The 21,337-nt window shown below is 42.0% G+C and carries 21 protein-coding genes; 19 read left to right on the top strand and 2 right to left on the bottom strand.

From position 1 onward, the window contains the following. The first annotated feature begins 1 nt into the window (after position 1). From D515_RS08475 to D515_RS08400, 16 genes are all read left to right on the top strand, one after another. On the top strand, positions 2-940 hold the full coding sequence (locus tag D515_RS08475; protein WP_002537769.1) for a glycosyltransferase family 2 protein: 939 nt from the start codon (positions 2-4) through the stop codon (positions 938-940). Continuing rightward, positions 937-2,034 (top strand): UDP-N-acetylglucosamine 2-epimerase, encoded by a 1,098-nt coding sequence (locus tag D515_RS08470; protein ID WP_002537767.1) that lies wholly within the window; start codon positions 937-939, stop codon positions 2,032-2,034. Before D515_RS08475 ends, D515_RS08470 begins: the two co-directional genes overlap by 4 nt. Continuing rightward, positions 2,024-3,103, top strand: a complete 1,080-nt coding sequence (locus tag D515_RS08465) for a glycosyltransferase family 2 protein (protein ID WP_002537766.1) — start codon at positions 2,024-2,026, stop codon at positions 3,101-3,103. Before D515_RS08470 ends, D515_RS08465 begins: the two co-directional genes overlap by 11 nt. Further along, positions 3,096-3,875 carry a hypothetical protein gene (locus tag D515_RS08460; RefSeq protein WP_002537764.1) on the top strand — a complete coding sequence of 260 codons (780 nt, stop codon included), beginning with the start codon at positions 3,096-3,098 and terminating at the stop codon, positions 3,873-3,875. The genes D515_RS08465 and D515_RS08460 overlap by 8 nt, the downstream gene beginning before the upstream one ends. Further along, complete coding sequence (locus tag D515_RS25000; RefSeq protein ID WP_002537763.1) at positions 3,868-4,818, top strand: glycosyltransferase family 2 protein; 951 nt, start codon at positions 3,868-3,870, stop codon at positions 4,816-4,818. Before D515_RS08460 ends, D515_RS25000 begins: the two co-directional genes overlap by 8 nt. Before the next feature lie 21 nt (positions 4,819-4,839). Next, the gene (locus D515_RS08450; protein WP_002537761.1) at positions 4,840-6,057 is read left to right on the top strand and encodes an oligosaccharide flippase family protein; all 1,218 of its coding nucleotides are present in this window, start codon (positions 4,840-4,842) and stop codon (positions 6,055-6,057) included. 54 nt (positions 6,058-6,111) lie between these two features. Beyond that, the gene (locus D515_RS08445) at positions 6,112-6,888 is read left to right on the top strand and encodes a GNAT family N-acetyltransferase (RefSeq protein WP_002537759.1); all 777 of its coding nucleotides are present in this window, start codon (positions 6,112-6,114) and stop codon (positions 6,886-6,888) included. Between the two features lie 90 nt (positions 6,889-6,978). Beyond that, complete coding sequence (gene rffA, locus D515_RS08440; protein ID WP_002537758.1) at positions 6,979-8,124, top strand: dTDP-4-amino-4,6-dideoxygalactose transaminase; 1,146 nt, start codon at positions 6,979-6,981, stop codon at positions 8,122-8,124. Between the two features lie 18 nt (positions 8,125-8,142). Beyond that, positions 8,143-8,781 carry a PI-PLC domain-containing protein gene (locus D515_RS08435; RefSeq protein WP_039849809.1) on the top strand — a complete coding sequence of 213 codons (639 nt, stop codon included), beginning with the start codon at positions 8,143-8,145 and terminating at the stop codon, positions 8,779-8,781. Further along, positions 8,771-9,406, top strand: coding sequence for an HAD family hydrolase (locus tag D515_RS08430; protein WP_039849808.1), 636 nt, complete (start codon positions 8,771-8,773; stop codon positions 9,404-9,406). The genes D515_RS08435 and D515_RS08430 overlap by 11 nt, the downstream gene beginning before the upstream one ends. Further along, positions 9,399-10,493 (top strand): nuclear transport factor 2 family protein, encoded by a 1,095-nt coding sequence (locus tag D515_RS08425; protein ID WP_002537754.1) that lies wholly within the window; start codon positions 9,399-9,401, stop codon positions 10,491-10,493. Before D515_RS08430 ends, D515_RS08425 begins: the two co-directional genes overlap by 8 nt. After that, the gene (locus D515_RS08420) at positions 10,471-10,815 is read left to right on the top strand and encodes a cupin domain-containing protein (protein ID WP_002537752.1); all 345 of its coding nucleotides are present in this window, start codon (positions 10,471-10,473) and stop codon (positions 10,813-10,815) included. The genes D515_RS08425 and D515_RS08420 overlap by 23 nt, the downstream gene beginning before the upstream one ends. Further along, the gene (locus D515_RS08415; RefSeq protein WP_002537751.1) at positions 10,809-11,561 is read left to right on the top strand and encodes a glycosyltransferase family 2 protein; all 753 of its coding nucleotides are present in this window, start codon (positions 10,809-10,811) and stop codon (positions 11,559-11,561) included. The genes D515_RS08420 and D515_RS08415 overlap by 7 nt, the downstream gene beginning before the upstream one ends. An 18-nt stretch (positions 11,562-11,579) precedes the next feature. After that, the gene (gene gmd / locus D515_RS08410; protein ID WP_002537748.1) at positions 11,580-12,614 is read left to right on the top strand and encodes a GDP-mannose 4,6-dehydratase; all 1,035 of its coding nucleotides are present in this window, start codon (positions 11,580-11,582) and stop codon (positions 12,612-12,614) included. Between the two features lie 73 nt (positions 12,615-12,687). Next, on the top strand, positions 12,688-13,560 hold the full coding sequence (locus tag D515_RS08405) for a GDP-mannose 4,6-dehydratase (RefSeq protein ID WP_002537747.1): 873 nt from the start codon (positions 12,688-12,690) through the stop codon (positions 13,558-13,560). Further along, positions 13,544-14,782 (top strand): glycosyltransferase family 4 protein, encoded by a 1,239-nt coding sequence (locus D515_RS08400; RefSeq protein ID WP_002537745.1) that lies wholly within the window; start codon positions 13,544-13,546, stop codon positions 14,780-14,782. Before D515_RS08405 ends, D515_RS08400 begins: the two co-directional genes overlap by 17 nt. Here D515_RS08400 and D515_RS08395 read toward each other — a convergent pair. Beyond that, complete coding sequence (locus D515_RS08395; RefSeq protein WP_039849805.1) at positions 14,779-15,876, bottom strand: glycosyltransferase; 1,098 nt, start codon at positions 15,874-15,876, stop codon at positions 14,779-14,781. The genes D515_RS08400 and D515_RS08395 overlap by 4 nt on opposite strands. Further along, on the bottom strand, positions 15,876-17,759 hold the full coding sequence (locus D515_RS08390) for a polysaccharide biosynthesis protein (protein WP_039849804.1): 1,884 nt from the start codon (positions 17,757-17,759) through the stop codon (positions 15,876-15,878). Before D515_RS08390 ends, D515_RS08395 begins: the two co-directional genes overlap by 1 nt. A gap of 147 nt (positions 17,760-17,906) precedes the next feature. On the opposite strand from D515_RS08390, the gene D515_RS08385 reads away from it, so the two are divergent. The 3 genes from D515_RS08385 to D515_RS08375 all read left to right on the top strand — a co-directional run bounded on the left by D515_RS08385 (position 17,907) and on the right by D515_RS08375 (position 20,996). Beyond that, positions 17,907-18,854, top strand: coding sequence for a UDP-glucose 4-epimerase family protein (locus D515_RS08385; RefSeq protein ID WP_039849840.1), 948 nt, complete (start codon positions 17,907-17,909; stop codon positions 18,852-18,854). Between the two features lie 21 nt (positions 18,855-18,875). Beyond that, positions 18,876-19,427, top strand: a complete 552-nt coding sequence (locus D515_RS08380) for a sugar transferase (RefSeq protein WP_002537737.1) — start codon at positions 18,876-18,878, stop codon at positions 19,425-19,427. A 204-nt stretch (positions 19,428-19,631) separates the two neighbouring features. Then, positions 19,632-20,996 (top strand): MBL fold metallo-hydrolase RNA specificity domain-containing protein, encoded by a 1,365-nt coding sequence (locus D515_RS08375; RefSeq protein WP_002537736.1) that lies wholly within the window; start codon positions 19,632-19,634, stop codon positions 20,994-20,996. The last annotated feature ends 341 nt before the right edge of the window (positions 20,997-21,337 follow it).

Below are 21,337 nucleotides of genomic sequence, written 5' to 3'. Positions count from 1 at the left end.
AATGACAAAGAAAATCACTATTGTAGTTCCGGCCTATAATGAAGAGCTAAATATAAAACCACTTCTTGATAGCATTGATAGTGTTGTTTCGAGAGAGACTTCATATAAATGGGAAGTAAAGTTTGTCGATGATTGTAGTAATGACTCAACATGGGAAGTGATATCTCAACAAAAAGGCTCTGCGAATTTTGAAGTCAATGCAATCAGATTCTCTTCAAACTTTGGTAAAGAGCCCGCGCTAGTGGCAGGCTTGTCAGATAGCATTGAGTCTGACGCTATTATCTTCATGGACGCAGATCTACAGCATCCACCAGAGATGATTCCGTCTTTCCTTCGAAAGTGGGAGGAAGGATATATGAATGTATCTGCTGTAAGGAGTAGTGCGAAAGATTACACAGCATTCAAAAAGTTTTCCTCCGACGTTTTCTATAAAGTAATGAATCTATTTGCAGATATTGAGTTGCCTAGAGGATTGACCGATTTTAAATTGATTGACCGGAATGTTGCCTTGGAGTTTCTAAAATTTAAAGAAAAGGCAGTCATGTTCCGTGGCTTGATTGAATGGTTGGGATTTCGTAAGACTTATATTGAGTTTGAAGCACCAGCTAGATTAAATGGAGAGGCAGCTTACTCCTATAGAAAACTATCTAGGCTTGCAATCAATAGCTTTACATCTTTCTCACTACTACCATTAAAAATTGCAGGTATGTTAGGTGCGCTAATATTGGTTAGTTGCTCGCTTTTACTAATCTATATGCTCATATCAGAGACCATCGGTATCGAAGTCTTTACTCCGATGGCTTACTTTGTTGTATTCAATACATTCCTAACGGGTACAGTGCTGTCAGCGATTGGATTTACAGCAATTTACATCGGACGGATCCATGTTCAAGTGGTAGATAGGCCGCTCTATATTATATCAGACAGGACTCAATCGTGATTTTTTTCTTTGTTGGAACTACAGCTGAACTTATAAAATTGTTTCCAATTATGGTTGAAATGGATCAGAAAGAAATATCCTATGAAATAATATCTAGCGGTCAGAACGATATTACAAATTCAACCATTCTTACCCACTTCGGAATTAAAAAGCCAAAATTAGTTTTAAGTGATACAAACCACAAGAAAACAGCACTAGGTTTAGTTTCATGGTTCGCCAAAACTTTATTTACAAGTGTAGGAAAAGTTAAAAGTATTGCTGAAGCAAAACCAGGTGATGTCCTTGTTGTCCACGGTGATACAGTTTCGACGGTACTTGGCGCTTTACTCGGTAGGATAATTGGAATGAAGATTTGCCATGTAGAAGCCGGCTTACGATCATATAACTATTTCAATCCATTCCCTGAAGAGCTTGATCGAGTACTAACATCTCGTTTAGCCCGTATTCACTTCGCTCCAAATGACTGGGCGGTGAATAATCTAAAGAATAAGAAAGGGAAAATTGTCAACACAAGGGAAAATACCCTTATTGATGGCTTACGCCTTTCCAAAACAGTCGAATTACCTCAAGATCATACGCCTGAAGGAGAGGAGTATTTCGTTTTTGTTATTCATCGCCAGGAAAATCTTTTTGACACAGAGTTTGTAAAATACATTGTTGAACGTTGTGTTGAAGAGTCTAAGCGTATTCATTGTGTTCTTGTTCTCCATGAACTAACAAAAATTAAGCTAACAGAACTTGGTATCTTGGACTCTCTGAAGTCTAACAGTAACATCACTCTAATACCCCGACTTGAGTATGTGGATTTTATGAAGGTTCTAGCAAATAGTCGGTTTATGGTGACAGACGGCGGAAGTAATCAGGAAGAAGCCTATTATATGGGAATTCCGTGTTTGATACTTCGAACACACACTGAACGTGTTGAAGGATTAGAAGAGAACGTACTTTTATCTAAAAAGTCTCGTGCGACTATAGAGACGTTCTTTGATAATCCATATGCCTATCAAAGAGAGTCAAAATTAGGAAGTGAATATCCATCTAGAACTATCGTCGATGAACTAGTACTGATAGAGGGGAGTAAAGTTGGAAACTAACTTACCCATCGTTACTGTTGTGATTGCTACCTATAACTCGATGAAGATGCTTCCGAGAACGTTAGATGCAATTTTCAGTCAAAATTATCCAAAGGATAAATTGGAGATACTGCTAGTTGACGGCGGTTCTACCGATAATACTATTCAATATGGTAAAGAACGCGGCTGCAAAGTTGAGCACAACCCAAGAACTGAACCAGTATTTGCTAAATTTGTAGGCTTCAACGAGGCCAAGGGCGAGCTTTTAGTTTATCTCGATCATGATGAGGTATATAGCCACAGTAATTGCTTACGAGACCAAGTTGACTGTATCCGCGAATATGGTGTCAAAACGGTTATTTCGGCAGGGTATTTAAACCCCAAAGAAGAGCATTTCATAAACGACTATATTAATGAATACGGAGACCCGTTTAGCCTCTTTATATATAGAATATCTAAGTCACCAGAAGTATTCATTAACGATCTCCGAGAAAAGTATGAAGTGTCATTGGAGAACGACAGATATTGTAGCGTGGACTTTGGTGAAAGTAAGCCACTGCCTTTAATCGAACTTCTTGCTATGGGAACTATGATAGATAGAACTTTTTTTTCTGAGAAGTTTCCTAATGTTGTGAGTGTGCCTGAGAATCTACCTCACCTTTTCTACTATCTGATGTCTATTGAAACCAAAATTGGTATTTGTAAAGATCATAGCCTCTATCATTACTCTTCAGAATCAATAGATAAGTATTTAAGAAAGATTAGTTGGCGAGTGAGAAATAATATCCATCATACCGACGATGTTGGTGCCGCAGGTTATTTAATGCGCGAGAAAATGATGGCTAAACGTTCTGGTAAATTTGGAACAGTTAAGAAATATCTTTTTATCCCTTACTCAATTCTTGTTTTTCCTGCTTTGCTAGATTCGATTTACTTAATTTCACATAGGAAAAAGAAAGCATTTTTATTTCATAGTCCCTTATGTTTCTACACGGCATCTCAGATTTTATATCATATGGGTTTGAAGCTTCTTGGGAAAAAGCCTCATTTAAGAAGTTATGATGGAAAGAAGGAAATTAAAAATGATTGAAGTTATCTCGCTAGTTAACTTTTCAAATGAAAAACGTATCGAGTATATCAACAAGTCCTTCAGAAGTTTTCATAACTTCAACAAAAATATTAGACACATTGTTCTTGATTCAACAAATAGTATTGATAGACAAAAGGAAATATACGAAAGCTTAAGTATTGAATATCATCATTTACCAGGCTCATCTTATATAGAACGACTGAAAAAAATTAGTGAGCTAGTTAAAAATGATTACTTTGTCTTTTTGCCCGATGACTTTGTATGGATATATAACTATCCGATACAAAAGGCTATGGATCAGGCTAAGCGAAATAATGTAGCACAGATAAAACTTTCCTGTAGAGGTATGGAGTGGTTTTCAGACCCTAATCCTCAACCAAAGCCGTGGTTTACAGGAAATCAGCTAATCTCAGGCGAGAAGCTTAAAAGAGAAGAAGACCTTTTTATATCGAATAAACTCTGGTTCAGAAATTTTCACGAACAGTTTTCACTGGCTGCCACGATTACAAATAAAGCATTCTTACATAAAACTGTTGCGAATATACAAGGTGTAATCAACTCTCCCGGAGCAGTAGAGAAAAAGGCGTATTTAAAACTCATTTTTACGCGTTATAAGACAGCGTATTATGACATGAAAATACCTGCTTTTCACTTCTGTGATGTGGAAGTTGAAGGTTCTGCGAAGGAATATACAACTAAAGATATGCTTATAGAAAGTAACTACGAATTATATAACTCTCTGTTTAATGGACAGGAGAAAAACAGTGATTAATACCCCATTAGTATCGATTGGTATTCCAACATACAATAGACCTCAAGAAATCGATAACTGTTTAAAACTCATCCGCCAACAGACTTATGAAAACACAGAAATAATTGTATCTGATAACTCTTCAGATAACAGCAGTATAATCCATGATATCGTCCGTAAGCACATCGAAGAAGACTCACGAATTAAGCTTTATGTTCAAGAACGGAACATCGGGTCTATAGGTAACTTTAAATTTGTTCTCGAAAAGGCCCGAGGCGAATTTTTTATGTGGGCAGCCGATGATGATGAGCTCGAATTAAACTATATAGAAAAACTTCTGCCTAATTTAACAAAATCAAATGATTATGGTTTTGTCGTTTCTGGCTATGATGTCGTTGATAAGATGAGCAATCCTCCTATTATTAGTGACTTTACTAAGTATCTACATGACATCCCCGGAGAGACGCCATACATCAGGATGAAAAATTATATCAGGCAGCCTGATTACTGTGGAAAGTCGAAGATACTGTGGTCGTTGCATCGTACAGAATTGGTAAAGCAGGCTTTTGAGAAAGTATTTGTCGGTTTGGATCAAAAAAGTGATACCACATGGGCAGAACTACCTGTTGAATTTCGTTTATTAGAAATGGCTAATCTTGGCGTCGTAGACGACGTTCTTTTTCACGCCAACCTCCTTCCTTCCTCTGAAGGACTCAGAGAGGGAAACCTGTTTAACAACAGAGAGATTGAAATATGCAATCGGTCTTTTAGTGCTTACAGAAGAGCTGTTGAGCAGGGGAGTAACCTGTCTACTAGCGAGAAAACGAGATTGAAATTACTCCTTAAATGGGAAGAGTTCAACAGCATTGCAAGAATGGTTGTGTACGGAGTCATCAAACGACGTTCTCCAACATTGGCCAGAAACATTAAAAAAGTGTGGATGTCCATTGTTGGCGGTAAGTAGACTAGAGCAGTAGATGAACTAATGAAGTATTTTAGAACGGGAATTCTTCTTGTCGTTTTGTCTAATATGAGTAATTTACTCAATTATGGCTTGATGGTTTACATATCCAGAGCACTTACAAAAAATGACTTCGCAGTTTTCTCCTCAGTAACCGCATTAGGTATTTCTATAACGTCGTTTCTGTCTGTTTTTCCTTCATTGTATGTTCTGGTATACAACGACATTAATGTCTCGAAGTCGCGAAGAAGTGAACTTGTAAAAAGTTTAGATTCATGGGCGCTACTCATATCATCCGCCTTCTTTGTCTCAATCTGTATGCTGTCTTTTCCAGCGACGACGTGGCTTAACATCAGCAGCCCACTCCCTATGCTCTTCTACTCTGTATGCCTTTTTAATAGTCTGCTGTTACAGATACTCGTCGGATATTGCCAGGGACAAGGGCGATTTGAACTTCTGCAAGTTCAGGTTTTTCTATTAACGATAACCAAGCTAGTTGCTACTTATCTGATGTTCACATTATTTAATGTGAATGTTTATTACGTTTTCTTCGCAGAGTTTATAGCATCTGGCGTATCACTGTTATTTTTGAAAAATTGGATTGGTTATAGTTTTATACTTAAGCCACTTATATTTAATGAGGTTTCACACTACTTTAAAAAATCTATACCTGTCGGTATAACACTGTTTATATCTGGTGTTTTATTATCTTCGGATATAGTTTTTTCCAAATATCTTTTCTCTTCGGAGGTTGCAGGTGATTATTCCGTGGCTTCTAACTTAGGGAAAATTGCATTCTTTGTTTCTGGTGCCATTAGCGGAATTGTATTCGCCATCACGAAAGGTGAAATGAGTAAAGGTAATGATACAAGAAAAGTGCTTTGGTTAGCTATTTTGGCCTCTCTTCTTTGCGGGGGAGTCGTGGTGTTACTTTCTTATCTTTTCCCAAATGAAATTATACTCACGTTATTCGGAGAAAGGTATTTGTCATCAGCGAGCTTGTTTCAAGTGCTCTCAATCTCAATGACTTTACTGAGCATTAATACGGTATGCTTCAACTACTTTCTCGCGGGTGGTAACTATAGATATATTCAATATTCGGTATTCGTCCTTGCCATCTACTCAGCATTTATAATTTTCGGGAATGTAGACAGCCCCCAGACCTTGGCATACACGGTGTTAGGAGTGATGTTCCTACTTCTATCCATGAATATTGTGCAGATTGCACGTCTCCGTTCTTAAAGGTAAAGCACTAAAGAGCTTAGGCGATTGAGCTCGTAAAGAAGAGTATCGAATGTGTTTAAAGTAGATAATGAAGATTTTCACACAGCTGGGCTCGTCGGAAAGCTTGGATACATTAGCTGGGATAGTGACCTGTTTAATAAGCGAATTTACTCCCTCTCTGATGTGAAAATAGAACCTAATCTGTGTCTGGATACTGTTATTCAAGACATCAATGATCATTTTGAATTTATTGAAGCAGACCTTGTCATCACAAGAGTAAAGCAGTCAGATGTCGCAAAAATTAACCTGCTTGAGAGGTTGGGCTTTGGCTTTGTGGAGCTTAGCTATCGCCCATTCAAATCGCTAAATAATAGTGAAAAGGTAAGTATTCCAAAATTTTCATTCAGACTCGTAGGTAAAGATGAAATCTCTCTTATCGCTGAGCGAAGCTTGGGAGTATTTCATCATGGGCGATACCATCAAGACCCACGTTCAGATAATGCGCTCGCGGACGAACGTTACAAAAACTGGCTGCTGAATGCTGTAGAGCATGAGAATCAATCTGTTCTTATCTGTGAGCTTGATGGTAAGTCTTTAGCATTTTTTGTTATTGAGGATAATGGCAACAAAGATTGTTTTCTTTCATTGGTGGCCATTTTTCCGGAGTATCAAGGTAAAGGGCTGGCAACCCCTGTATGGAAAGGGCTATTCAACTATCTGGAACTTAAAGGGTATAGCCACTTTTCTACGAGTATTTCTTCTCACAACGATGCGGTATTTAATTTGTATGTCAAGCTTGGTTTTAAGTTTCCCGAACCTGAAATGACACTCCATAAATGGGTAAACTAAGCCACAACTTGGTACCAACTACCTATCTTCAACTCAAAGTAATTTTGCCTGTTAGAGCGCTCACAATGCTTAGAAGGGCAGGGGATTTTCGTGAACAGCATTCCTTTTAATAAAAGCCCTGTATTGGGTACAGAGATTGATTATATACGCCAAGCTATTGAATCTAGGGCTTTGTGTGGTGATGGCATATTCTCCAAGCGATGTGAGGTGTTATTGACAGAAATGACATCGACTCACCGTGCGTTGATGGTACCTTCGTGCACGGCGGCATTGGAGTTAAGCGCAATACTTATCGATATACAGCCAGGGGACGAAGTTATACTGCCAAGTTTTACTTTCGTATCGACAGCGAATGCTTATGCTCTTCGTGGAGCGAAATTGGTATTCGTCGATATTGAAAAAGACAGTATGAACTTGGACCCGAAAAGAGTCGAAGAGGCCATAACGGATAGAACTAAAGCAATTGTCGTTGTCCACTACGCTGGTATGGCTTGCAAAATGGACGAGATAATGCAGATTGCTGAGAAAAATAACATATATGTTATTGAAGACGCTGCACAGGCTATTGGCAATCATTACAGAGATCGAGCACTTGGTAGTATTGGTCATCTTGGTACCTTTAGTTTTCACGAGACAAAAAATATAACTAGTGGCGGCGAGGGTGGTGCGTTACTTATTAATGATGAAAAATTGATAGAACGCGCCGAAATAATTCGAGAAAAGGGTACAAACCGGAAACTTTTCCTGAGAGGTGTGGTAGACAAGTACAGCTGGGTAGATATCGGGTCAAGCTTTCTTCCTTCAGAAATACAATGTGCATATTTACTTGCGCAGTTGGAGAATATCAAAAAAATTAATGGTAAGCGCCTAGCTCTCTGGAATACATATGCTGCCGAACTGTCCGTTCTAGAAGAAAAAGGTATCGTAACACTACCGTCGGTGCCTGAATATACTGGTAACAACGCACATATCTTCTTTTTAAAATGTAAAAATATTGATGAGAGAAGCGAGCTGATTACTTACTTGAGAAATCACAATGTAGCAGCAGTCTTCCACTATGTACCACTTCATAGTTCAAAGTACGGTAAAACCTCTGGTTTCTTCCATGGTGCTGATCATTTCACAACATGTGAGAGCGAAAAGCTTGTAAGGCTACCTCTTTACTTCGAACTAACAGAGAACGAAGTTAAAAAAGTTTGCTCTCTTATACTGGAATTTTTTGGTATCAAAGCTTAAAACCCATTAGGAATTAATATGGAAGTGATATCGCATCGAGGATATTGGAAGACGAACGAAGAAAAAAACACTCGGCTCGCCTTCGAACGATCCTTTAATCTTGGTTTTGGCACAGAGACTGATGTCCGTGACAGCCTAGGAAAATTAGTGATTAGCCATGATATGCCAAATGGTGAAGAACTGATGTTCAGCGAGTTTTTAGACATATACGGTGAAACTGGTTGCCATGGTGTTCTCGCCATAAATATCAAAGCTGATGGGCTTCAGGATGAATTACTTAAGATACTTAAAGAAAAAAATATAGAAAACTACTTTATATTTGATGCTTCGGTACCTGACCTGATTGTATCTCTGAAAAAAGGGTTAACGTGTTTTTCAAGGTACAGCGAATATGAACCAAAAACAGTGCTTTGGGATGAATGCTCAGGTGTTTGGTATGATGGCTTTAATGGCATGGTAATTGACCAAGAAATGGTCTCTGACCTGATAAGCCGAGGTAAGAAAGTTGCCATAGTCTCGCCTGAGCTCCACGGAAGAGACTATGAGAGTGTTTGGGAAGCACTGCGTTCTCTACCTCCATCCGTATTTGGGTCTGATAACTTAATTCTATGTACAGATATTCCGGAATCAGCGAGAGATTATTTCAATGGGAACTAAAATAAAAGCAGTTATTTTTGACATGGATGGCGTTCTGATCGACGCAAAAGATTGGCACTATGATGCATTGAATAAAGCTCTGGCAATTTTTGGTTTGGAGATCAATCGATACGACCATCTCGTTACCTTTGACGGACTTTCGACAAAACAGAAACTAGAGATTTTATCGAAGACCCACGTGTTACCAGAGTCGTTGCATAGCTTTATCAATGAAATGAAGCAGCAATACACAATGGATATAACGCATCAACTGTGTAAACCAGTATTCAACCATCAGTACGCACTTTCCAAGTTGCGCGAAGAAGGCTACCAATTGGCAGTAGCTTCGAATTCGATTCGAAATACCGTGAAAGTGATGATGGAAAAATCAAGTTTGATGCCTTATCTAGAATTCTACCTCTCTAATCAAGATGTTAGTAAAGGTAAGCCAGACCCTGAGATCTACCAACTCGCTATACAAAGATTAGGCTTGGATCCAGACGAATGCGTGATAGTTGAAGACAACGAGAATGGATTGAAAGCAGCTAAAGCAGCAAATGCTCACGTATTGAAAGTCGAAACGGTGAACGATGTGACTTTCGAAAATATAAAAAGTTTTATCAAGGAGATAGAACAGAATGATTAATATCCTTATTCCTTTGGCAGGGAAGGGCACCTTTGAGACAGATCAGTCCATTCCGTTTCCAAAAATTCTAGCAGACGTCGGTGGAAAGCTGCTTGTTGAGCGCGCAGCGGCGCCATTTGTGAATCTGGCTGCAGATAAAAAAATTGTCGTTGCGTTGCCGAAAGAAGAATCCGAAAAGTATCGTTTAAATAAAGTACTAGGGTTGCTCAGTCCGGATCTGGAAATTTGCAATATCAACGGTGCAACACAAGGAGCAGCCTGCTCTGCATTGCTTACTATTGAAAAGCTTGATCTAGATGCGCCACTGGTAATTGCCAGTTTCGAACAAGTACTGAACATCGATCTTCAGAGTGTTATCGACAGATTTTTGAGTGAGGATGTTGATGCAGGTGTGCTGACCTTTGATGCGATTCATCCTAAGTGGTCATACGTAAAATTTGATGAGCATTTCAGGGTTCATCAGGCAGCAGAAAAATCGCCAATTAGCAGGCATGCAATTGCTGGTTTCTATTTTTTCAAATCAGCTAGGGCTTTTATTGAAGCTGCGAAAGAAATGGTCCGCAAGGATGAGAAGACCAATGGTCTTTTCTACATCGCTCCAACACTCAACGAAATTATTCTTAAAGAAGGTTTGGTGCGAGCTATCCCTATTGACAATAAAGACTACTTTCATATCACAGATGCTCACGCACTAGAACATTATGAAGCAGTGGTAGCAGATGAACTTAAGCACAAGACTAAACGTTTGCACAGCCTAACTGAACAGTACGTAGATGCATTTGATAGCAAAGACCTCGACAAAGTGGGGGCGTTCTTTGACGAAAATTTTGCGTTAACTGACCCTTCAAAGTCCGTAAAAGGTAAGTCAAATGTTCTTGCTTATATTAAAGGAATATTCGACTCGGTAGGGGATATTAGCTTTACTGCCAAAAACATCATTGTTTCGAATAATGCTTTCAGTGTGATCGAATTTGAACTGATTATTGACGGAACCAAGCTGATAGGAACAGATGTCATCACTTGGAACACTGAAGGGCTGATGACAAAAATGGACGCATATCTTTATGAAAAAAATGACGAGTCATAAGCTAGAAGACTTTGTTCGAGGATGGTTTGTAGGCGGTTTTGAGCCAACACTGTTCAAAACAACCGACGTTGAAGTGGCTATCCAAAAGTTTAAAAAAGGCGACAAGGAAGCATCTCATTGCCACAAAATTGCCACTGAAATCACCGCTATCGTTTCAGGAAAGGCTCGAATGGGAGAGCTAATCGTCAGTGAAGGTGAGATCGTTTCCATAGAGCCAGGCACTTACACTGATTTTGAGGCGCTGGAAGACACGACGACTGTTGTCGTGAAGGTTCCAGGCGCATTAAATGACAAATACCTTGAGGAGAGCGAGCAGTGCTAAATATTGTTGTCCCAATGGCGGGCAGAGGTAGTCGCTTTGCGAAGGAAGGATATGAATTGCCTAAGCCGCTGATTGATGTTGGCGGTAAACATATGATCGAAGTGGTGATTCGAAACCTGATACCCCGCTGTGACCATAGGTTCATTTTTGTGTGTCAAAATGAACACATTGAAAAGTACAACCTCAAAGAGATCTTTAGTCGCGCCTGCAAAGACTATGAAGTGATCGGAATTGATGGGGTGACTGAAGGTGCTGCAGTGACAGTTCTAAAGGCACGTGAGTTCATTGACAATGATCAGCCTCTGATGATTGCAAATTCGGATCAGTGGGTAGATATAGATATCAACGAATACCTTGATGATATGCAGCATCGAGATTTGGATGGTTCAATGTTGACCATGAAAGCGGATGATCCAAAATGGTCATACGCGAAATTGGGTGATAATGGCTATGTGACTGAAGTCGTGGAGAAAGTAGTTGTTTCTGATGAGGCGACCGTAGGTATCTATAACTTCCTTCGCGGAAGTGATTTTTGCCACCACGCGGATGAAGTTATTCGTGCAGATATACGGAGTAACGGAGAGTTTTATGTTGCTCCCGTTTATACCTATTTAGCCGAGAATAATGGTAAGATTGGTGTCTACAACATCGGCAAAGAAGCCGACGGGATGTACGGCTTGGGAATCCCATCCGATCTGGAGCTGTTTCTCAGCTTAGATGTATCTCGCAAAGCTACAAATTTCTAGATTCTATTGGAGTACTTAATGAAAACAGCCGTCATTACCGGTATTACGGGACAAGATGCTGCTTATCTCGCTGAATTGCTGCTTGAAAAAGGTTACAAAGTTTACGGCACATACCGTCGCACTAGCTCGGTTAACTTCTGGCGCATCGAAGAGTTAGGCATTAAGGACCACGCTAATCTGGAGCTGGTCGAATACGATCTGACTGACTTGTCTGCTAGCATCCGTTTGCTTCAAACTACTGGTGCAACAGAGGTGTACAACCTAGCAGCACAAAGCTTCGTAGGAGTGTCTTTTGATCAGCCACTGACGACAGCGGAAATCACAGGCATTGGTCCCGTGAACCTGCTGGAAGCTATCCGTATAGTTAATCCGTCAATCCGTTTCTATCAAGCATCTACTTCAGAAATGTTCGGTAAGGTGCAAGAAATTCCTCAGCGCGAATCCACACCTTTCTATCCGCGCAGCCCATACGGTGTAGCCAAGCTTTATGCGCACTGGATGGTTATCAACTACCGCGAGTCTTACGACATTTTTGCAACCAGTGGCATCCTGTTTAATCACGAATCACCACTTCGTGGACAGGAATTTGTTACACGTAAAATCACTGACTCCGTAGCTAAAATTAAACTTGGCAAGCTTGACGTACTGGAGCTCGGCAACATGGACGCGAAGCGTGACTGGGGCTTTGCGAAAGATTATGTTGAAGGCATGTGGAGAATGCTGCAGGCAGAGAAAGCGGATACATATGTCCTAGCGACAAACCGCACTGAAACTGTTCGGGATTTCGTAACCATGGCATTTAAAGCTGCAGGTATTGAACTGGAGTGGCAAGGCCAAGAAGAGAACGAAACAGCAATCGACAAGAGCACGGGTAAAACCGTTGTTAAAGTTAACCCTAAGTTTTACCGCCCTGCTGAAGTTGATTTGCTCATCGGGAACCCGGAAAAAGCGAAGGTTGATCTTGGCTGGGAGCCTAAAACAACGCTCGAAGAGCTTTGCAGCATGATGGTAGAAGCTGACCTTCGTCGTAACGAGCAAGGTTTCTCGTTCTAAGACTTCCTGAAAAATCCTTTTATCCCACAGTGGCACTCAGAAGAGTGCCACTGTTTTTTCATGAGATAGATAGATGAAAACGGTACTCGTGACAGGGCTCTCCGGTTTTACTGGAAAGCATGTGGAAAAAGAGCTTAGAGATAATGGGTACGCCGTTGTTGGGCTCTCGTCAGAATGCGATATCACTGACAAACAAAGCGTAAAATTAGAGATCGAACGCTTAAATCCGGCGTATGTCATCCATTTGGCAGCATTGTCATTTGTTCAGCACTCTGATCAAAAAGCGCTTTACGATGTGAATGTTTTTGGCACTCTTAACATTCTTGAAGCAATACATGAATTAGGCTTGCCAATTAAGAAGCTAGTCATTGCGAGCAGCGCAAATATCTATGGCAACCCTAAAAACGCCATTAATATTGGCGAGGAGCAAGCCCCTGGTCCTGTTAATCATTACGCGATGAGTAAACTGGCGATGGAGTATATGGTACGTACATGGTTTGGCCGTCTACCGATTATTATCACCAGGCCGTTTAACTACACAGGTATTGGCCAAGCTGAACATTTCCTTGTACCTAAAATCGTCAAACATTTCCGTGATGGAAAAAAAGTTATCCAATTGGGTAATACCGATGTGTCTAGAGACTTTAGCGACGTGACTGACGTAGCAAAAGTCTATGTAAAGCTAATGGAGAGTGGGGCGACGTCAGAAACCGTAAACGTTTGTTCTGGAAGCCTTCATTCTTTGGAGTCTATCATTAAGACGATGGAAGACATAGCCGGCTATTCAATCGCAGTAGAAGTGAATCCCGAGTTTGTTCGTAGCAATGAGATCAAAGCCCTAAATGGTGACAATACCAAGCTGCAGTCTCTTATTGGATTTACCCCATCAAAACCTTTAAAAGAAACACTCAAAGAGGTTTTCTTAAACAATGAAAGTTCTAATTAATATCACGCCTATTAGGTACCCACTGACTGGTATTGGTTACTACACGCTAAATATTTTGCAGACTCTTTTGGAAAATGACGTAGATGTTGTTGGTTTCCACCCAGGTAGGTTTATTCAAAAGCCTGAACTGCGTGAGATTGTAGATACGTTCGTTGCACCTGCTTCAGACGCGGAAGATGGCGCATCTGATGCTGAAACGAAAAATGCAGTAATGAATAAGAAGACCCTAAAGCGTCGAATTATTGAAATGATTCGATTCATTCCGGGAACATACCGACTGCGCAGTGCGTACTTTCAGCATCGAGTTTCTTCCAAGTTGAACGAACTGGCAGGGCAAGGCTATGTATACTTCGAGCCTAACTATATTCCCTTCAAATATAGTGGTCCAATTCTGACAACAGTGCATGACCTATCTTTTGTGACATACCCAGAATTTCACCCAAGAGAACGTGTTGATTATCTGAAAGTTAACATGGTGGAATCAATTAAAAACTCTGCCCACATTATTGTGGACTCAGATTTCATCTTGGAAGAAATGCACAAGAACTTCCCAGAAAGCAAAGGTAAGACATCTACAGTTCACCTAGCAGTTTCTGATGCGTTTAAACCGCAAGAGAAAGATAACTGTAACAAAGTGCTCAAAAAATTTGGTCTTGAGTACAAAGGCTTTACGTTATCTGTAGCAACACTAGAACCACGCAAGAACCTTAAACGTCTTGTATCTGGCTTCAAACTGCTACCACAGGAAACGAGAAAGCAATGTCCTTTGGTTTTAGTTGGAGACCATGGTTGGATGAATGCAGATCTCATGGCTGAAGCTAAAGAGCTTGTCGCTGCAAAAGAAATCATTATCACAGGTTACCTATCGGATTCTGATCTTAAGGCTCTTTATGCTTCAGCAAAGGTATTTGCTTATCCGTCACTGTATGAAGGATTTGGTCTACCAGTAGTCGAGGCTATGGCGTCAGGCGTTGCGGTCATTACTTCCGGTGTGGGTGCAACTGCAGAAGTTTCGGGTGATAGTGCAGTCCATGTGGACCCATATTCCGAGCAATCAATCTGCGATGCACTGAATCAAATGATTACGGATGATGTAGCAAGGGAAGAAGTAGCAGCGAAAGGTTTGGCTCGCGCTGCTACTTTCAAATGGAAGAATACGACTGAGCAAGTGCTTGATCGATTGTCCGAAATATCAAAAGAAACCTCAGCTAATGTAAATTAGCTGAGCGATTGATATAGCGAAAGATAACTGTCTGCATAACGCTTTGAGGTAAAGTTTTCCTCAAAGCGTTTTCTCGCATTTTGTCCCAGCCTACGAGCCAACTCAGGATCCTTGTCAATAGTATCCATTGCTTCCGCAAATGCTTTTGAGTCAGCCCCTGGTACTTGCAAACCTGTCTCCATGTGGATGTTTACATAAGAGGAGCCAGTACCAATATCACAACTTACGATAGACTTTCCGTATAGTTGAGCTTCAACCAGAGAAATACCAAATGCCTCTGAGCGAAGATGAGATGGGAAAACAAAAGCTTTTGAAAGATGATGCAGTGCCACTTTGTCATCTTCTTCAATAAACCCGACCATTTTAACGTTGGTTAGGTTATTCTCTTGAATGTACTGCTCGAGAGCCGTTTTTTCTGGGCCATCGCCTGCAATCACAACGGGCAAGCCGCTAATCTTTGCAGCCTCAAGTAAGTACTGAAGCCCTTTGTAGTAGCGCAATACGCCAACGAACAAAAAGAAGCCCTCACCAACAGCTGCGCGCCATTCTTCCAACTTTTCTTGTGTAACCTCTGGGTAGGTTGACTCATCAATACCTAGTGGAATAACGTCGACTTTCTCCGAAAACTGCTGCAGGTTAATGCTGCTGGCCGCATATTGCGGAGAGCTAGCAACAATGCGACCCACTTTACTTAGAAAGACAAGCTCAAGCGGGCGATAAATAAGCTTTAGCAGCTTCTGCTTAACGATATCAGACTGGTAACTTACCAATGTCGGCTTCTTTGCCGCAAATAAGCTCAACAGATCGCCTGTTGGCCAAGGATACTGGTAGTGGATAACGTCATGTTCCTGAGATAGGGTACGAAACTTATTGATAAGTTTGAGAGAAAAGCCGTTCGAAGACACTTCCCATTGTTTTTTAACAACAATAATCCGAGTGCCTTCAAATTCGTATTCTTTATCTTCGTCCCCGAGGGTCAAGATCGTATTTTCATATCCGTTATCAGTACTGCCTTTACAAATATAACGGATCGCTTGCTCAAGTCCGCCCTTGGTTTCCGGGTAGCAAGTCCTGTAGACGTGTAGAATTTTCATTAATTACTCTTGGATTTTAGGGGCGTTGGTTTATAGCCAGTTGGTGCAGTAAGTAGGATAGTCTTGATACATTCCACATCGAAATTATGACAACAAACGTCCAGCTTTTCGAGTAGCGTATGCATCTCTTCCCAAGATAGCTTGTCTTCACAAGCGGTCATGATTTTCTGATGGCTTGTACCTTGAACATTCTCACCGATTAAGAGCTCTTCGAAGAGTTTTTCGCCCGGCCTTAGGCCGGTAAATCGAATTTCTATGTCACCACTCTCATGGTCACCATCATAAAATTCTTTCATACCCATTAGGCTGATCATTCGTTTTGCGAGATCCACGATTTTGACAGGCTCTCCCATATCAAGCACGAAAACCTGGCCATTGTGTCCCATTGCACCAGCTTGGATAACTAACTGCGCTGCCTCAGGAATCAACATGAAGTAGCGGATAATATCCGGGTGAGTAACGGTGACTGGACCTCCTTCGCGAATCTGCCTTTTAAATAGAGGCACTACAGATCCCGAAGAACCCAATACGTTCCCAAAACGAACCATAGTGAAACAAGTCGATGTTCCCTTATCGGCAAGAGCTTGGAGAACTAATTCGGCCATTCGCTTGCTGGCACCCATTATATTGGTAGGGCGAACGGCTTTATCGGTCGAAATCAGGGTGAAATTTTTAACGCCGGCCTCTATCGCCGCATTCGCACAATGGAGGGTACCAAATACGTTATTGCGAATTCCCTCAATAATATTGTCTTCTACTAAAGGGACATGCTTATACGCAGCTGAATGATAAACCGTATCAATGGCATTGTTGACCATCAATTTTGTCATTCTGTTTTCTTTTTGAACCGAGCCTAAAGCAGCCACTATCTCGAGGTTGATATTCTGGCGTCGAGCAAGAGAAGTGAGTTCTTGATGGATAGAGTAAAGGTTGTACTCGTTAAGCTCGAAAAGAACAAGTTTGGCCGGAGATTGAGATATGATTTGGCGACAAAGCTCTGAGCCAATAGAACCACCAGCACCGGTAACCAGAACATTTTTCCCCGAAATATTCTCGCGAAGTAGATCTAAATCAGGTTCAACTGCCTGCCTTCCAAGCAAATCGGCAATATCGAGATCTCTAACGTCTGTGGCTAGCGCCTTGCCAGCTGCGATATCCTCCACTGAAGGAACAGACTGAACTTCAATGGGCCATGTTGAAAGCTTGTCGAGCAAACGTAAACGATCGCCTTTTTTAATATTGTTGATAGCAAGAAGCAGCTTTACAGGTTGGTAAAGTGATTTTAAACGGTCGAATTCGTCTGCAGAGTGGACCTTTACACCTGTAATGATTTGCCTGTACTTTTTGGGGTCATCGTCTAAAAAAACGACTGGATGGTATTCATCGCCTTGAATGAGCGCATAAGCCAGTTCTCTTCCTGTACTACCAGCGCCATAGATAAATACATTGGGCTTTTGGCGACGATAGTAGTGGTAGTAAATGGTTCTGATGATAATGCGGGGAGCGCCAAGCATCAGCATCGCCAAACCAGCGTAAATAAATGGAACGCTTCTTGGGATAAATGCCTGTAAGAAAAAACCACTCAGCGCAAGAGTAACAGAAGAAAGCACGACAGCTATAAGGATATTGCCTATTGCAGGCATCATCATATAGCGGAGTATCGCCCTGTACATGCCGAGTTTAATGAAGCAAAGAATCGTTACGCAGATAGTGACTGCTAAGCATGCCATTTCAGACATGCCAAAAGGAACATTTAGTGTATCGAGCCTTAATGCCAGTGCGAAATACAGCGAAAAAGTCACGGCTATCAAGTCATAAATAATGCTGATAATTCGTTTATTTTGTCGCTGTGCACTGAGGAGTAACTGAATCGGTGTAAACATTCGGCGTTGTGGTTCTCGTTATAATTTTAAAATGAGTCGATGGTGGAGCAGCAAGCCAAGTATGCGGACATTTTAGGGATGTTTGATGCTGCCCGCCACTGTCTCATGCTAGAATCGTGCGTTTTAAGACCTAGAGTAAGTGAAACAGTGAAGTTTTTTGTGACCGGTGGTAGCGGCTTTGTAGGAAGACGGGTTGTTGAAGCTGGAAAATCCTTGGGGTGGCATTCTGTTTACCAGTCACGCAGCGCGACTGAAAATGCCGAATGGCAGTTTGTGACTCAGATTGATGGTGATACAGACTGGTCTGGCGCATTAACTGGTGTAGACGTGGTTGTTCATTGCGCCGCTCGTGTTCACCAAATGACAGAATCCCAAAGCCCTGAAGATGTTTTGGCTTCTTATCGGGAAGTTAACACCTTAGGTACACTAAACCTTGCTCGGCAGGCCGCCCAAAGTGGCGTTAAGCGTTTCGTCTTTATCAGCTCCATTAAAGTTAATGGTGAGAAAACCGAAAAAGGCGGAGCATTTGAACCTACTTTGGCTGATTCCCCGACAGATCCCTACGGCTTGAGCAAATATGAAGCTGAAATTGGCCTGAGGGAGATAGCTGAAGAAACGGGAATGGAAGTGGTGATCATACGACCCCCTTTGGTTTATGGGCCAGGTGTCAAAGCTAACTTCGAATCAATGATGAAGCTCATGCGCAAAGGCATACCGCTCCCATTTGGTGCGATTGATAACCAACGTAGCCTGGTATATATAGACAACCTCGTCTCGCTCATTATGACCTGTTGCGAACACCCGAATGCAGCCAACAAAACATTCTTGGTGTCCGATAACGATGACGTTTCGACAACACGCCTGATGCAGCAAATAGCTGATAGTATGTCCAGACCTGCCCGCCTTATTCCAATTCCGCAGAGCTTGATAGAATTGAGCGCTAAAGTGTTGGGGAAATCCCATTTGTCCGATCGCCTCTGTGGCAATCTGCAATTAAACGTTACCGATACATTAAACACCTTGTCCTGGAAGCCTCCCGTCACGTTCGAGAAAGGCATTAATGAAACTGTTAGTGCATTTTTGTCTGATAAATGAAGTAATCTATGAGAAAAAATAATGTTAAGACTCTTTGACTTTTTCTTTGCCCTTATGGGGCTTCTTTTGCTTTGGCCTGTGCTGCTTATCGTGACAGTGATCGGTTACTTTGATACTGGTTCTCCTATCTTTCGACAAACCCGGGTGGGCAAAAACCAAAAGCCATTTACCTTAATCAAATTCCGGACTATGGCACCCGACACTGCGTCAGTGGCGACACATCTTGCCAGTGCTTCGTCAGTTACAAAACTAGGGGCTTTCTTGAGAAAAACCAAGTTAGACGAATTGCCCCAGCTTATTAATGTGGTCAAGGGGGAGATGAGCTTAGTTGGTCCTCGTCCTTGTCTTTTTAACCAAGAAGAGCTTATCGCTGAACGAGATTCAAGAGGGGTCTTTGACGTTTTACCTGGAATTACCGGCTTGGCGCAGGTCAACGAAATTGACATGTCGACACCCAAGTTGCTTGCAGAGTGGGATCAAAAGATGATTCAAACGCTAACGGTGAAGCTCTACTTTACCTATATTATTCAAACAGCAACTGGTGGTGGTGCGGGCGACAGAATCAAAAACTAGTCAAATGCTCTATGGAAGCGCTCCCTATTAGAGCGCTTTGTCAACGCGCCAAACTAAATTACCCACTTGATCGAAACCCTTCTGAAATACTCTTCTAGTTTCACCTTAAATTCCCAACTCTGTCCGGCACATAATCTTCCTCACTTTATGCTTGCTTGATATACGGCAGACTGGCCTTACAAGCCATTGCCGAAAAAAACGAGTATGCACATCACCCACCATGGCGCCAGAACTGGCGTAACAGGCTCATGCCATCAACTCACCACAGAAAGCGGAAAGCTCCTCATTGATTGTGGGTTGTTTCAAGGTGAAGAAACACGGCCGCTCGATATCGAATTTGATGTTCATGATATAGATGCATTAATCCTTACACACGCTCACATCGACCATATCGGACGCCTACCCTGGCTGCTAGCGGCAGGTTTTAACTCTCCTATCTACTGCACTTTGGCGACTGCCAAGTTGATTCCAATGATGTTGGACGATGCGCTTCGTCTTCAACTGGGGCTTAAGCGAAAAGATAGGCAGCGAATTCTTAAACTCATTGAATCGCTAACAATCCCCGTCGATTACGGCAGTTGGCATAGCGCGAATCACCAATCCCAATTGGTCGCAGATATTCGTTTTCAGCCAGCAGGTCATATCCTTGGCTCTGCCTTTGTTGAAGTGAAACTCCCTAGCAAAGAGGTGATTGTCTTCTCGGGCGACCTTGGCCCGAACAACACGCCCTTAATCCCAGACCCAACGCCACCTGAAAGAGCCGATGTGCTGGTGATCGAAAGTACCTATGGTGACGGTGTTCATGAATCAATAGAACACAGAGCCCAAAGACTCAAAGCCCTTATTGACCGTTCATTGCTTGATGGCGGAGTCATCCTGATCCCAGCATTCAGCGTCGGAAGAACGCAAGAGTTACTGTTTGATATCGAAGCTATTATTGCCACCCAACTGGATGAATTTGAAAAGCGCGAGTGGTCGAAAATCCCAGTGATTCTGGATTCGCCAATGGCAGCCAAAGTGACTGACCGTTATCGCGAATTCAAAGCCCTTTGGGGAAAAGAAGCGAAAAGTAGATTGGAAGCGGGTAGGCATCCACTCGCTTTTGAACAATGCATTACCATCGATTCGCACAGCGATCACCAAGCTTTAGTTAATCGCCTGAAGCAAACGGGAGAGCCCGCTATTGTTGTCGCCGCCAGTGGCATGTGTAATGGCGGACGCATTTTGAATTACCTGAAAGCACTACTGCCCGATGCCAGAACCGATGTGATATTAGCTGGCTATCAAGCGAGGGGAACACTCGGGCGCAAACTCCAACGCGGAGAAAAACAGGTTGAAATAGACAATCAACAAATCGATGTCAGTGCCCACATTCACACCATGTCCGGCTACTCAGCCCACGCAGACAAAAGCGAACTGTTGCAATTTATAGAAGGCATTCCCACCAAGCCTAAAGAAATCAGAATCGTTCATGGTGATGCCGAAGCGCAAGAAGCGCTGGCGGCCGAGGTTGAACAACGGGATTTGGCGGAGAGGGTGGTGATGGGGAAGAGCGAGGTCCTAGGGTAAGAGCAAGGTCCTAGGGTAAGAGCAAGGTCCTAGGAAAAGAGCGAGGTCCTAGGAAAAGAGCGAGGTCCTAGGAAAAGAGCGAGGTCCTAGGAAAAGAGCGAGGTCCTAGGATCCTAGGTTAGAGCGGTGAAGCGAAAGAGCATAGGAGAAATGGAATACGGAAAGAGTTAGGAATACTGTATACAGGAAAAAGCTTGGTTATCTGTTGGGAGTTGGAAAAATCGCAATCCGCAATCCGCAATCCGCAATCCGCAATCCGCAATCCGCAATCCGCAATCCGCAATCCGCAATCCGTAATCCGTAATCCGTAATCCGTAATCCGTAATCCGTAATCCGTAATC

The organism is Grimontia indica, from assembly GCF_000333895.2.
Taxonomy (GTDB): Bacteria; Pseudomonadota; Gammaproteobacteria; order Enterobacterales; family Vibrionaceae; genus Enterovibrio; species Enterovibrio indicus.
This window is presented reverse-complemented; position numbering and strand designations above follow the sequence as displayed.